We start from the raw sequence: 14,871 nt of genomic DNA, 5'->3' as shown, positions 1-14,871 counted from the left end.
TAAGTAGTTAGCATGTTAGACCAATCATTCTCAGCGTCCAATTTTAGAATCATATTTGATATATCAAATAGGAATGGACTATTTGTAGAAGATAAATTAAAGCTTACATCCGTTCGGATTATCACAGCTGAAATAAAAAAATACGGAACTTTAGCAAAAGCAAAAAAGAAATCAGGTAATTTCAAATTAGCTCAATTTTTTAATGAAGTAAAAGAAAGCTTTAGAGATGATCGAAACAAGGAGATAGAGTCTGTATTAGCAAAAATAAGTTCGAATATCAATCAAAAAAACTTCAAGTTAGAACTTAAAATTATCAGAATTCCAGGAGGAAAAGATCTATATACAATTGATAATACACCAGAGTATTTTTTTGCGATAAAGCAGGTTCAGCACAATGTTTCAAGGTTATTTGATGTCAAGCAATCAGATAGAAACAGTATTGTTCGACAACTAATAACTCTGTTAAGTAATAAATTTCCTAAGACCATAATCAGAACAGACATATCTAACTTCTATGAGTCTATAGATCACGAAACAATTCTCAAAAGCGTAAATCAGGATAATTTATTATCACCTAAATCCAGAAAAGTTATAAATCAAATTCTAAGAAGTTACAAATTAATATCAGGAACAACATCAGGTGTGCCAAGAGGAATTGGCGTGAGCGCTTATCTCGCAGAATTATTTATGCGAAAAATAGATAGGTTATTGAGGTCTATTCCTGGTGTAATTTATTATGCGCGTTTCGTCGATGATATTGTTATGGTATTCATTCCAAATCCAAATGCACCATCCCGAAATGTTTTAGATGAAGTTATACAAACTATTGAATCAAATAGCACTGTTTTAACAAACCCGTCAAAAACATTTCAAAGAAATATCCCTGACACCTCTATATGTCAATTTGAATTTTTGGGATATGAATTCACAGTTGAAAATGGAGTAGTGAAAACAAAATTAACGGCTAAGAAATTAAAAAAATTAGAAGAAAGACTGGAACTTGCTTTTTCAGATTATCTAAACCTCGCTGTAATCGATCAAAAGACAGCAAGAGATTTGCTGATCTATAGAATTAGATTTTTAACCGGAAATACACGATTGGTAAATAATAAATCAAAAATTTTGATAGGAATCTATTACTCCAATTCCTTTCTTACTGAATTAGGTCAGCTTAGGCATCTTGATAATCTTTTAAAAAGAAAGAGCTATTCATTGATAACATCGGGATCATTACAAAGCAGACTCGACAAATACACCTTTATCGATGGATTTAACACCCAGAGATTTTCGCCTTTTAGCGCGAAACAATTGAAAAACATTATGAAAATCTGGAAATGATGGTTAAAAATAAACGCTACATAACTAATAAGAAGCAGAGAGTAGTACTGTCAGATGTTTTGCCATTTGAGACCCCCGCCACATTTTCTAATCGTCATTTTTACGAATTCTTAATATCAAACGAAGTAGAGTTGGTTGGAAATCGCATACAATGGAAGAATAATGATAGATCAACCAAAGCAATAATGAAAATGTTATTTGGAATTTCCGACGGTCAAATCCAGTCTCAATCATGTACTCATTTTGATTTGAATGTAAATAGTGGAGCATTAAAAGCTATACCATTTCACTATAAAATTTCGCATAAACATAAAGAATTTCGGGAGCTTACAGTAGTACATCCAAAAAGCCAACTTGCAGTAATTGAGTTCTACGATGTGTTCAAGGATTTAATTCTCTATTATAGTAGTCAAAGTGATTTTTCTTTGAGAAGACCCTTTAATACTGCCCAATTTACTTATTTTAAAGACAGACTTCATTATGATAAGTTATCCGCCGACCATGAAACGGAAGGCGTTGAAGTTTTCGACAAAGAATATGAAAATTTAAAAACATTTTTTTCTTACAAAGAAATAAGTAATATTCATAAGTTCTACGAATCTTATAAATATCATCGATGTGAAAAAAAGTATGACAATCTTTTCAAATTTGATATTTCAAAATGTTTTGATAGCATTTATTCACATTCAATAACCTGGGCATTATTAGAAAAAGAAATTGTTAAAGACAACATTGGATTATCAAAATCCACATTCGGCGGCATATTTGACAGATTGATGCAAGATCTCAATTATGGCGAAACAAACGGCATAATAATAGGCCCGGAATTCTCAAGAATATTCGCAGAAATCATTCTTCAAAAAATTGATAAAACAGTCCAGTTGGAATTAGCCGATTTGGAAAGTCCTTTGATTTTTAGAAAGGATTATGAAGTTTTTAGATATGTTGATGATTATTTCATTTTTTACACTGATGAACACGTAAAGGATGAAGTTCTAAATCGTTTTAGACTGAAACTGAGAGACTACAAGTTAGGCTTGAACGAAGGAAAAAGTGAGGAGTATTCAAAACCAATATTAACTGATATCACAAAGGCTAAAGTAGGAGTGGTCAAATTATTGGAAAAACAATTGGCGTTCAATAAAATTGAATTTTCGAAAGATGAGTTTAATGGCAAAAAGCTCAAAAAACCTTTTTATATCAGTTCAAACAGACTAATAACAGAATTTAAAATTATCGTTGACACATCTAAAGTAAAATATAAAGACATCCAGAATTTCACGCTGGGATGCATTGATAACAAAACTATAGAACTAATTAAAGTTTCTATAGAAGAATGTCAAGACGAAAATGTTATTGCCAATGAGATCTTAGAGATGTTAGATTTATCTTTCTTCATTTATACAGTTACTCCAAGAGTTAACAGCACAATAAAATTATGCTCTATAATTAGTAAACTGGCCCAATTTTCTAAGCTACATCTAAGCGTAGATTTAAAGCACAGAATATTTAAGAAAATTTATGATGAAATTTTCTTGGTCCTAAAAAAGGTGCGAATAAAAGAACATATTCAAATTGAAACACTTTATTTACTTATTGCTCTCGATGACCTTGGACGAGAATATCGTTTAAGTGAAGAATTACTCGGACACTATTTAAGAATAAATTTGGTTAAAAAGGAATGTGAATATCCTTTACACTACTTCTCAATTACCGTTACTTTGTTTTATATTGGAAACAAAAGGAGATATAAAAAGATTAAAAAAGTAATTGAAAATTATATATTGCAAAAGATTAATGATGTTTCAATGGAAAATCGAACTAAACATACAGAGCTTGTGTTATTGTTCTTTGATTTATTGAGTTGTCCTTATTTAGATAGAGTATTTAAAAATAAATTATTTTTACTTTTCGGAATTCAATCTTCACAAGGAGCATTAAAATCGGAAATTATTAATTACAGAAAATATTGGTTTACAAAGTGGGATAACTTTAATTTTGGAAAAGAATTAGAGGCAAAAAAAAGCCAAGAGGTATATTGAAATACGCTCCGCTCAAATAATAACTCCTTCGGGAGTTCACACACAAGCGTTCTATCTAATCTTCGATACAAGAAGATTAGATATAAAGAGGCAGCCTGAGCGGGCTGCTTTCTTTATTATAAAAATCTCGGGTAACAGAAAGATTGCAGGTCAGTTCAAAAAAAAACACCCAAATCTAAATAGAATTGGGTGTAATTTCGGGTGTCGAACTCATAACCAATTGATTATCAGTTGACTTTGCGGAGAAAGAGGAACTATCCATTTTACTACTTTTTATAGGTTTTATTGATGTTTTCAGAGGTTTAAAAAAGCACCTCCACCGAATTAGCCCCTTTTTAACAAAAGTTTGGGAGTTTTGGGATGTTTCTGCGAGATGGTTGTACAAATCCATATAAATGAGTTCAAATTAAATTTTAAGAGCAGATTATAGTAAACTTTCTAGAAAAGCACTGAATTTTGGTGCTTTTCTAGAAAGTTTACTAAAATTGAATCATACAACCCACGCCAAGTTAAGCAATTCTATTAATAAATAATATTTTTAGTGTTATAATGGTAAATATAAATCAAATTACCTATATTTAACCATTATATTGGTATAATATGTTAGAGATAACGACGATAAAAGATGTGAAAGTCAAGATTGGCGAGGTGTGCAAGGCACTTCGTAAATCAAATGGGCTTTCTAGAGACGAACTTGCGGAAGTACTTGATGTCTCTAGTACTACCATTCAAAACATCGAGAATGGTAAAAATGCTACACTCGATACTATTTTAAAAGTAGCTAACCATTTTGGATTATTACAATCTTTAGCCAAGCAAATAGATAAAGTTATTATTGATCAAAATGATATTTCATTGTATTAATAGATGGCTAGAGATAAAATCATAGATGTAATTGCGTTTGGCCAAGAGATTGGTAAATTAGGGTATGACATAAATCAGGGCAAATCATTTTTTCAATATAATCCTGAATTTTTGGAATCTGGCAAATACTCAATGCTCTTTCCATTTATTTTCAAACGAACCAAACCAGTACAGGTATTCACGGAATACCAACAAGATACATTCCAAGGCTTACCACCTATGATAGCTGATTCCTTGCCAGACACTTTTGGAAATATCATTTTTCAAGAATGGTTAACAGCAAGAGGCATCCAAAAAGTAACACCATTAGAACAGCTGGCATATGTAGCAGACCGAGGTATGGGAGCCTTAGAATATAAACCCGTAAAAGAGCTACCCAATACATCATCTATAAATATTGATGAAATCATTACCATCTTAGAAAAAGTATTAAAACTAAAAGAAGGTGCATCTGGGGCAGCTCTTGATGAACTGTCCTTACTTAACGTTTTCAAAATAGGAACGTCTGCCGGTGGCGCAAGACCTAAAATCTTAATATCAGAGCATAAGGAAACTGGTAAAATTATAGCCGGAGATAGAGAAACAAGCGAGGAATATAATCACTATCTAGTAAAGCTGCATCTTAATGATAGTGATGGTTATAATAAAGAAAAAGTAGAATACGCCTACTATTTATTAGCGCAAGAAGCAGGTGTTGATATGATGCCCTCAAAACTTATAGAAAACAAACATTTTGCTACGCTTCGATACGATAGACAAAACGGAGAAAAACAGCATGTATTAACCGTAACAGGTTTAACGGGATGGGACTTTAAAAGTCAACCAGAAAATTCGTCGTATGAGAATGTTTTCAAGGTAGCATTAGGCCTAGAAGTACCACATAAAGATTTGCAACAGCTTTTTAAACGTATGGTATTTAATGTCATTTTTAGAAATGTAGATGATCATTTAAAGAACCATGGTTTTACCTATAATAAAGACAGTGATAGTTGGAATTTAACACCCGCATACGATTTGACTTATGCACTCAACCCGCTATTTACATTTAAAACTACCTCACGAGCTTTATCAATTAATGGAAAGCGGACAGAGATTACTGTAAAAGACTTGCTAACTATTGCGGAAGAGTTTGTCATTAAAAATCCTAAAGGGATTATAGAGGAAGTGCAGGCATTGATTCCAAGATGGATGGAGGTTGCTATGGAATTAGAGATACCTGAGAATATAATCAAAGCAATCCAAAAAGAAGTAAAGCGAATAGAATAATGGCAAATAGCAAGCACGCACACTTAAGATATAATATTTTAGATGATTGCTTTCGCAATAAATCGTATGGCTTTGAAGAGTTATTAAAAACTCTAAATGAAGGTGTTTCCGAACTATATCCTGGCGAAGAAATTTCAGAAAGAACCTTACGCGACGACATTAAAGTATTTAGAGACAACGTGAATGGTTTTGGTGCGCCACTTCCCGAAGGGCAAAGAACCTATAAATATTCTGACGCCAACTTCACCATAGCGAAACGCCCTTTACAGAACTATGAACAATACTTAGTTGAAGCTGCGCAACAACTGTTATCTCGATTTGAAAATCACCCAAAATACAACCGATTATCGGAAGCCTTAATTAAGTTTCAAGATGAGGAGGAACAAGAAAACGATGCTAAAAAAATCTTGTTTTACGATCATAACGAAGAATATAAAGGCATAAAATTCCTTAAGCCATTATATCTTGCAATCAAGAAAAAACAAGTGCTTGAAATAACTTTTAAAGGTTTTAAAGATGAGTTTCCAAAAGTATTTGAATTCCATCCACATATTTTAAAGCAATACAACAGAAGGTGGTTTGTATATGGACTAAATACGACTATGAATATTTCGGAGTGGAGTATTCCATTGGATGAAAGACTTGTAGAGTTTGATGAAATTGAAGATGTTGAGTACATAGGATCGAACATTGATTGGGATTCTTTTTTTAGAACAATGGTTGGGGTTAGAAGAAACAACCCGAGCATTGAGAAAGTTGTTTTGAAATTTTATAATCAAAGAGAACAATATTTCAAAACAAAACCTTTTATACCTGATTTTGAAGAGTTCTTTGAAGACGATAAACAAGATCAAGTTTGGTTTGAAACAATAATAAATCCAGAATTAGTACAACAGCTATTATCCTTTGGTCAAGATATAGAGGTGCTTGAACCAGAAAAACTAAAAGAACAGATGCGACAACAGTCAAATACAATGCAAGGATATTACAACAAGTAACTATGCAATTATATCGCGCAGTTTAATAATACCTTTGTAAAAGATATTAATTAAAATTAAAACTCTTAAAAGCCTCGAAATTGAGAACTAATAATTCTATTTTAAAATAAAATTTATAAAAAATAAAAATGCCAAAAAAAACAAAATACGATGCTAACTTTACCGCTGGAGGCTTACTTTTTACAGAGTTTAAAGCTTTAGAGACTATTTTGTTGAGCTCGAATTTTAAGGAATTAATAAAAAAAGAGGAGGAACAGAATAAAGTCATTGGTATTGCCACAAATTCATCTCGAAAAAGAATCATTTCAGAAATTAAGCGCCGATATGATCAGGTAAATGCCGATTTTTGGAATCATTTCTTCCAATGGAGTGATTATGAACAAAAATTAGGATTGTTTTACTTGTGTTTAAAAACATATCCACTTGTTCTAGATATACATATCGAAGTGGCTTTAAAAAAATTTAAAATGGGTAGCTCCATGGATGCCTACGATATACAAATGAGAATGGAAGAGATTATGTCTTACGATGATGAGGTGGCAAATTGGTCTGAAAAAACCTTTTATAAAATGAACACCCAATATCGAAAAGTATTAAAAGATGTTGGTATGTACAACGGTAAAAAATTGAATAGACCTGAAAAGGCGAGTCTTATGCTTTGGAGCTATTTTAAACAAATTAATGGGCAATGGTTTTTAAAAGCCTGTTTTATAGAGAACATATAATATGACAATAACGCAATTATACAATCAACTTGCAGATAAAGATTTTCAAGATTACCAAACGGGCGATTTATTTTTTCCAGCTTATATGTATATGTATGATGCTTCAAAAGAATACGAAATAGAAAATGAAATTTTAGATATAAAAAATAGATTGCATAGACCCAATAATTATTTGGATGTTATGGTCATTGATATTTTTGAAGAATTTTTGAATTTTTTAAAAGAAACCAAATTCGGGAAAGACAACAAGTACGACTTCTATCTTTTACATGAAAAAAATAAACCAGATGCAGTTGATAAAGCCCTGAAACAAGATGCTTACGATGTTAGGTTCCTAACATTTTTAGATCAAAAAATAAAGTCTCATTTAGAGCAAGCCAAGCCGTATGAAGTAGCTTATGTTTTTGTGAAAGGATTTGGTACCACCTTTCCGTATTTACGGACAAGCCGGTTTTTTAATAATTTCGAGCAATACATTAAAGGCTATAAACTCATTATGTTTTATCCTGGTAAAGCAAAAAATTATTACAGTTTGTTTGGTCTTTTAAAAGACGAAAATTTATACAGAGCTATTAAATTAATTAACGCATAATATATGTTATTAAGAGAAATATACGATAGGAAAATTGATCGTGAAATTAATCCAGCAGTCGTTGTTAGTGATAAAAAACAAGACACCATAAATGCAGAGATTGGAGAATACGTTTTTACAGACGAACTTATTGAAAAATTGTTTGAAATTATAGATACCGTTTTAAACAAAAAATCTGGTAAATCTGGTATTTGGATCAATGGGTATTACGGTTCAGGTAAATCGCATTTTATTAAATATGTCCACTATTTGTTGAACATAGAAACTTCTGAAGCAGCTTTTGAAGCGTTTGAAAAAGCCGTTGCTAATTATGATACCACAAAACCCGGAAGTCACGATCATATCACAATCAGTAATCTCAGATTGCTAAAAAAACGGGTGGAGTCTGCCCACTGTGATAATATTCTGTTTAACGTTGAGGATGAAACCGATGATGGTAGCAAAGAACGTTTAACGCGCATCTTTCTTAACATGTTCAATAAGTTCAGAGGCTATAACCCAAATGATATTCCATTGGCTATTCTGTTGGAAAAACAATTAGATCAAAAAGGAAAATTTGAAGCTTTTAAAAAAGGCATTGAAGCCCAATTGGGTTTTAATTGGGAAACCGATGCTGCAACCGTTGCGGCTTTTCAATTAAATGACGTTTTGGAAATTGCCAAAAAACTCATGCCAGAGATTGATATTGTGTCATTGCATGCCAAATTATCAAATCCTGAAAACTTTAAAATCGGCATCAACGCGACTTTAATTCCAGAATTAAAAGCCTTTTTAAAGGAAAAAGATAAAGATTATCGCTTATTGTTTTTAGTAGATGAAGTGTCGCAATATATAGGAACCAACAAAGAAATTCTTTTAAACTTTCAGAATATTATAGAACGGGTTAGCGACGATTGCAATAACCAGGTTTGGATAGCTTGTACAGCACAACAAACTTTGGATGAAGTATCTGTGGGTACTGATGGCGTTACCGATGTTCAAGATGAATTTGGTAAAATTTTAGGGCGTTTTGATACGCGTATCTCGCTGCAAAGCAATGATGCGTCTTACATTACACAGCGTAGGGTCTTGGATAAAAACAGTCAAGGTATTGAGCTTTTGGGCAAGATGTACCAAGACAAGAAGGATTATATAGAAAATCAATTTAAAATCAATCACGACTTATATAAAGGTTATAAATCTGAAGACGAATTTGTGATTGCTTATCCGTTTGTGCCCTATCAATTCAAGTTAATAGCCCATGTGTTTGAGGCGTTTCAGCAATTACAATTTGTTATTAAACAAGTAAAGGATAATGAGCGTTCCATTTTAGGAATTACACATTTTACAGCAAAAGAACATGCCTCAGATAAGGTTGGTGGTTTTATGCCATTTGATGCGTTTTATAACAGGCAGTTTAAAACCAATTTAACCAACAGAGGAGCAAAAGCGGTCAACAATGCTTTGGAATTGCCCTATGTTAAAAACAGTCCGTTTGCAGAGCGGGTGGTAAAAGTGTTGTTTATGATTTCCAACTTATTGGAAAATCAACGGCAAACGTTTCCGTCCAATATTGAGAATTTGGGTGTGTTGTTAATGAACACGCTCGATCAAAATAAAATGCAATTACAAAAAAATATTGCAGAAGTTTTAAACCGTTTGGTTGAAGAAAGTATCATTAGAGAAGAAAAAGGAAGTTTCTTCTTCTTTAATGAAGATGAAATGGACGTGCAAAACCTTATAAAAAATCAAACATTAATTTTGGATGATCGTTTATCAGCTTTTGATGAATTTTTCCGTCCCTTAACTAAAGTGGGACCAAAATTTGCTTTCGGCCAAAATGATTTTACGATGGGTTACGCCATAGAAGGCAAAGATTTTTTTAGGAACGGTAATTTCAATCTAACTGTTTTACTTACCGACAAAACGCCCATAGCCCAAAAAGCTTTGGATCTAAATAAAAAAGATGTGGTAATCTGCATCAACGAATGGTTCACGGCCGATGAATCGTTGCGTAAAGATTTTGAATGGTACTGCAAGACCAATAAATATTTCAGTAATAGTTCGGGTGGTGGCACAGGTGATCGTGAAAGAACCCATTCTAATTTCAAGGTTAGAAACAGCCAGTTAAAAGAGAAGATTGAGTCCGTTTTAAAACAAAAATTCTCGGAAACACGCTTCATCTCACAAAACACGGTTTTAGACAGCGATGAGATTTCTGGAACCACAGCAACCGATCGGGTTAAAAACCTCATAAACCATCATCTTACAGGCATTTACAAAAACCATCATTTATCTTCGGAATATGCGCGCAACCAAGCCGAACTTAAAGCATCGGCAGCCAGCAATCAAATTCCAATACCAACATTATCGGCAGCAGAGCAGGTGGTCAATGATTTTATTACCGCACACAACAATCAAATTACGGTGTATGACCTTATCAATAATTTTGAAAAAGAACCTTTTGGTTGGCGTTTTGAAGCGGTTTTAGATGTGTTGGTGCAATTGGTTAAAAAGAAAAAACGCGAGTTTGTGTATAAAGGGCAACAGCGTTTTCCTATCGTGGATTTTATAAACAAGGCAGTATCCACCACAGAACGTGCGTCATGCGAAGTGGTTACTGGCGAGGAAATAGATCAATCCATACTGGATAATGTCGTTATCGCTTATAAAACCATTTTTAATGAAGCCATCAATAACGCCACAGATAAAAACATCCTGTACGAAGATTTGATCCATGCACTTGACAAAAAATTAAGAACCCAGCAATCATTAGAACGCACGTATTACGGTAAATACCCATTTGGCAATTGTTTTCAAGCCAGCGTAAAGCAACTGAACGAATGGATACAAACACGCGACCTTAAAAAGCTATTCGATCGTTTTATTGAAGATCAAAACACCTCCAAAGAACTGTTCGATCTTACCAAAGGCATCGAAGATTTTGCCCTTAGAGTTTTAAGCGACATTCAAGAGATTAACGCATTCATGCGCGATAATAATGACAACTTTAAAATGTTGCCGGCAGACGTTATGGATAAGGTCAAGAAAATCAATGATTTTTTAGCTCTTGAAGATCCCAGAAAAGAATTCCGCCATATTAAAAAAGCCTTTGATGAGGTAAAGCAAGCCTTAATCGACCATTTGGAGGCACTCAAAAAAGAAGTTAAAAATTTATATGCCGAGGTGTTTAAAGAATTGGAAAAAGAAGCTAAGCTCCGTAAAGTTAGTGAAACAAAATATGCAGATAAGAAATACACTTTAGATGGCATAGATGCTATTACCTCGTTAGCCACCTTAAAAAACAAGCAATTGAGCGTTGCCGATTTTAAAGCCCGAGAGCTGCAAAAAATAATAGAAGCTACTCCTGCCAAAGATGGCAATAAAGCCGCCGAGTCTGCATCTTATTACGTAACCAAAGGCGCCACCACGATTTCTACCATGGAAGAGCTGGAAGCCTATTTGGAGAAAGTTAGAAAAGAGATGACCCAGCTTTTAATTGATAAGAAAACCATAATCCTCAAGTAAATGAATACCAAAACCTTTGCGCAGCAAGCACGCAATTTATTAATGGATGGTGTTGCCAAAAAACTCTTGTATTGGGGTTTTGACACCAAAGGCAACGTTTTGGAAGTGCCTAACGCCATTTCTGGTGGTTACAGTTTTCGTGGTGAGGTGTTTGATGACCCCAATGTGCCAAAATTATGGCAAGCTCTCAAAAAAGCAGTCCAGCACAAAGGTATTGAAACCGTAGTGGAAGAAGCTGCCTATACCTGGTTTAACCGCATGATGGCCATTCGGATTATGGCAAAAAACGGTTACGATCAACCACAATTGGAAAACGCCGAAGGTTTGGAGCACACACCGGTTCTTTTGCAAAAAGCCAGACAGGGTCAAATGGCCTTTTTAAACACTGCGGAACAGCAACGCTTAAAAAAAATAATTGGCGATTACAGCAAAGATCAAGAAGCCTTTGCGTTGTTATTGGTTAGCTATTGCCATAACAACCCCATGCTCCACACGGTTTTTGGGAAAATCGATGATTATACCGAGTTGCTTTTGCCAGACAACATGCTGCAAGATGCTGGTTTTTTACATTTACTAAATACAACTGATGCTATTACCGATGCTGAATATAAAGAAGTAGAACTTATTGGCTGGCTCTACCAATTTTATATTTCTGAAAAGAAAGATGAAGTGTTTGCTTCCTTTAAAAAGAAGAAAAAAGCAGAAGCCAAAGACATACCTGCCGCCACCCAAATTTTTACGCCCAATTGGATTGTAAAATACATGGTGCAAAATACCGCAGGTAAAATTTGGCTAGACAAACATCCAGATTCTGGCTTAAAAACTTCTATGAAGTATTTGGTAGAGAATTCTTCCCCTTTAAAAGGGGAGGTGCCGAAGACGGAGGGGTTAATAAACGACATCACAGAACTAACCCTCATAGACCCCGCCGCAGGCTCCGGACATATTTTGGTAGAAGGCTTTGACCTCTTGTACCAAATGTACATGGAAGCCTACTACGCCCCCGAAGAAGCTGTAGAATCCATACTGAAACACAATTTGTTTGGTTTGGATATAGACAACCGTGCCGCACAACTCGCCACCTTTGCCATACTGTTAAAAGCTGCCACCAAATATAGGGATGTGTTTGCCAAAGGCTGGTTACCCAACGTGTATGCCATGCCAGAAGCACAAGACTTTAGCCTACAAGAACTCAAAGACTTTTTGGGCAAAGACGGACAGGATTTTGCTGAAGAACTGGACACCGCCTTGCGCTTAATGAAACAAGCCAAAAACTTGGGCTCTGTGATGAAACTTGTTTTAAGTGAAGCCGCCCGTAACCACATACAACAACGCTACACCGCTTTATGTAACGACGATTATTTAGATCTAAACCTAAAAAGCATTTTACAAGGCCTAAAAAACTACATCCCCATTCTATTGATTTTGACCAACAAATATGCAGCGGTGGTGGCAAACCCGCCGTATATGGGACAGAAGAATATGAATGTTGGTTTGAAAAATTATGTAAACGCCAATTACCCTTTGTCAAAATCAGATTTGTTTGCGGTGTTTATGGAAACCTGTTTGGATTTAAATATAAAAAAGGGCTTAATGGGCATGATTAACCAACATTCTTGGATGTTTTTATCTTCTTATGAAAAATTAAGAACCCATATTTTGGACAACTTTGGCATCGTTAACATGCTGCATTTGGGACCAAGAGCATTTGAAGAATTAAGTGGCGAAATGGTGCAATCTACTGCTTTTGTTTTCAAAAAAACATTGAACATTAACCCTGCTACTTACTATAGATTAGTTGATAATAACTCAATTCATTCCAAAGAACAAGCTTTTCTCAACAAAGAACAGGAGTTTAAGGAAATCAGCCAATCCAATTTTTCAAAAATACCGTCAAATCCAATAGCTTACTGGGTAAGTGAACAAATGATTAAAATCTTTGATGTTGGGAATAGAATTACGGATTATGTTGATACTTTTCAAGGCATTATTACTGGAAATAATGATAAATTTTTAAGGAATTGGACTGAGGTTTCAAAATGTAAAATACCCTTTTATTTTTCTAAAATGGAAGATGTTGAGTTAGACAAACAATATTGGGTACCCTACAACAAAGGAGGTGTTTTTCGGAAGTGGTATGGAGTGCAAGATTATGTTGTTTACTGGAAAAATGGACCTGAAGATAAGACTCGAGGAAAAAAGGGTTTTCAAGAATTTTATCTTAAGGAGTATGTATCTTGGTCTTATACAGTTTCAAATTCTATAGCAGCAAGATATTACCCCAATGGTTTTTTGTGGGATGTAAGAGGTTCAGGGATTATGGATAATGGTCAAAATCTTATTTATTTACAAGGCTTAATTGGAAGTGTAATCGGAATAAATCTTTTTAGGGTTAACAATTCTACCTTAAGTTGTCAAGTTGAGAATATTATTCAACTTCCAATTATAATAAATGAAAAGGAGAAAAAAAAAGTGGAAAAAATTGTAAATCAATGTAATTTTTTGTCTAAAATTGATTGGGATTCTAATGAAACCTCATGGGATTTCAACCAATCACCATTACTAAATAAAGCATCAAACCTAAAAACCGCTTACCAAGTTTGGGAAGCCGAGGTTACCAAAGCCTTTTTTCAACTGCATAGCAATGAAGAAGCGCTTAACCGCATTTTTATAGATATTTATGGATTGCAAGAAGAGTTGAGCCCAGACGTGCCTTTAAAAGACATTACCATTTTACAGGAAGAACTTAAAAGTAAAGATTTAGAGGCTTTAGAAAAAACGTTTCGTGCCAAAGGTAAAGATGCCATAGCATTGCCAATAAACAAAGCAGAAGTCATCAGCCAATTCATCAGTTATGCCATCGGCTTGTTCATGGGGCGTTACCGCTTGGATAAACCCGGTTTAAACATTGCCCACCCCAACCCAAAAGCCGAGGAGTTAGCGTCCTACAATTCCCCCTTCGGGGGCCAGGGGGCTTCCTTTACCATTGATGAAGACGCCATCATCCCGCTCATGGGCAAAACCTGCAATTTTCCCGATGATGCTTTGCAGCAGTTTCAGCAATTGTTGGATACCATTTGGGGGCATGATACCCGTACCGAAAATGTCAATTTTATACAAGACTGTTTAGATGGCAGCATAGAAAAATTCTTGGTCAAGGATTTTTATAAGTACCATTGCAGCATGTATAAAAAGAAACCCATCTATTGGTTGTTTGCATCGCCAAAAGGGGCGTTTCAGGTGTTGGTGTATATGCATCGGATGAACGCTTTTACCGTCGAAAAAATAAGAGCCAACTATTTGCTGGAGCATATTAAAAATTTACGATCGGAAGAAACCATATTGCTATCCAATGAAAGTAATTTGAGCACCCAAGAAGCCAAACGCTTGGACCAACTGCGTAAAGACATCACAGAATGTGAAATCTACGATTTGGAACTCAAAGATGTGGCAGACAACCAAATAGAATTTGATTTGGATGATGGCGTTACCGTTAATTATGAGAAATTTAAAACGGTAGTGGCAAAAATTAAATAAGC

General features: G+C 34.5%; 9 protein-coding genes. All 9 read left to right on the top strand.

Annotated elements, in window-relative coordinates:
* Positions 1-12 precede the first annotated feature (12 nt).
* Positions 13-1,338, top strand: a complete 1,326-nt coding sequence (gene drt3a / locus ACFFU9_RS07265) for an antiviral reverse transcriptase Drt3a (protein ID WP_379860731.1) — start codon at positions 13-15, stop codon at positions 1,336-1,338.
* Positions 1,335-3,380 (top strand): antiviral reverse transcriptase Drt3b, encoded by a 2,046-nt coding sequence (gene drt3b / locus ACFFU9_RS07260; RefSeq protein WP_379860730.1) that lies wholly within the window; start codon positions 1,335-1,337, stop codon positions 3,378-3,380. Before drt3a ends, drt3b begins: the two co-directional genes overlap by 4 nt.
* A 600-nt stretch (positions 3,381-3,980) precedes the next feature.
* The gene (locus ACFFU9_RS07255; RefSeq protein ID WP_379860729.1) at positions 3,981-4,244 is read left to right on the top strand and encodes a helix-turn-helix domain-containing protein; all 264 of its coding nucleotides are present in this window, start codon (positions 3,981-3,983) and stop codon (positions 4,242-4,244) included.
* Between the two features lie 3 nt (positions 4,245-4,247).
* The gene (locus tag ACFFU9_RS07250) at positions 4,248-5,510 is read left to right on the top strand and encodes a type II toxin-antitoxin system HipA family toxin (protein ID WP_379860728.1); all 1,263 of its coding nucleotides are present in this window, start codon (positions 4,248-4,250) and stop codon (positions 5,508-5,510) included.
* The gene (locus ACFFU9_RS07245; RefSeq protein ID WP_379860727.1) at positions 5,510-6,508 is read left to right on the top strand and encodes a helix-turn-helix transcriptional regulator; all 999 of its coding nucleotides are present in this window, start codon (positions 5,510-5,512) and stop codon (positions 6,506-6,508) included. The genes ACFFU9_RS07250 and ACFFU9_RS07245 overlap by 1 nt, the downstream gene beginning before the upstream one ends.
* 128 nt (positions 6,509-6,636) lie before the next feature.
* Complete coding sequence (locus tag ACFFU9_RS07240; protein ID WP_379860726.1) at positions 6,637-7,233, top strand: BrxA family protein; 597 nt, start codon at positions 6,637-6,639, stop codon at positions 7,231-7,233.
* Position 7,234: 1 nt separating this feature from the next.
* Positions 7,235-7,825 carry a BREX protein BrxB domain-containing protein gene (locus tag ACFFU9_RS07235; protein WP_379860725.1) on the top strand — a complete coding sequence of 197 codons (591 nt, stop codon included), beginning with the start codon at positions 7,235-7,237 and terminating at the stop codon, positions 7,823-7,825.
* Positions 7,826-7,828: 3 nt separating this feature from the next.
* A complete protein-coding gene (gene brxC / locus ACFFU9_RS07230; RefSeq protein ID WP_379860724.1) occupies positions 7,829-11,332 on the top strand; it encodes a BREX system P-loop protein BrxC in 3,504 nt (1,167 codons plus the stop codon).
* Complete coding sequence (gene pglX, locus ACFFU9_RS07225) at positions 11,333-14,869, top strand: BREX-1 system adenine-specific DNA-methyltransferase PglX (protein WP_379860723.1); 3,537 nt, start codon at positions 11,333-11,335, stop codon at positions 14,867-14,869.
* Positions 14,870-14,871 lie beyond the last annotated feature (2 nt).

This window comes from Mariniflexile ostreae, assembly GCF_042427585.1.
Taxonomy (GTDB): domain Bacteria; phylum Bacteroidota; class Bacteroidia; order Flavobacteriales; family Flavobacteriaceae; genus Pseudalgibacter; species Pseudalgibacter ostreae.
The sequence above is the reverse complement of the archived record's forward strand: the minus strand, read 5'-3'. Positions and strand labels throughout refer to the sequence as shown.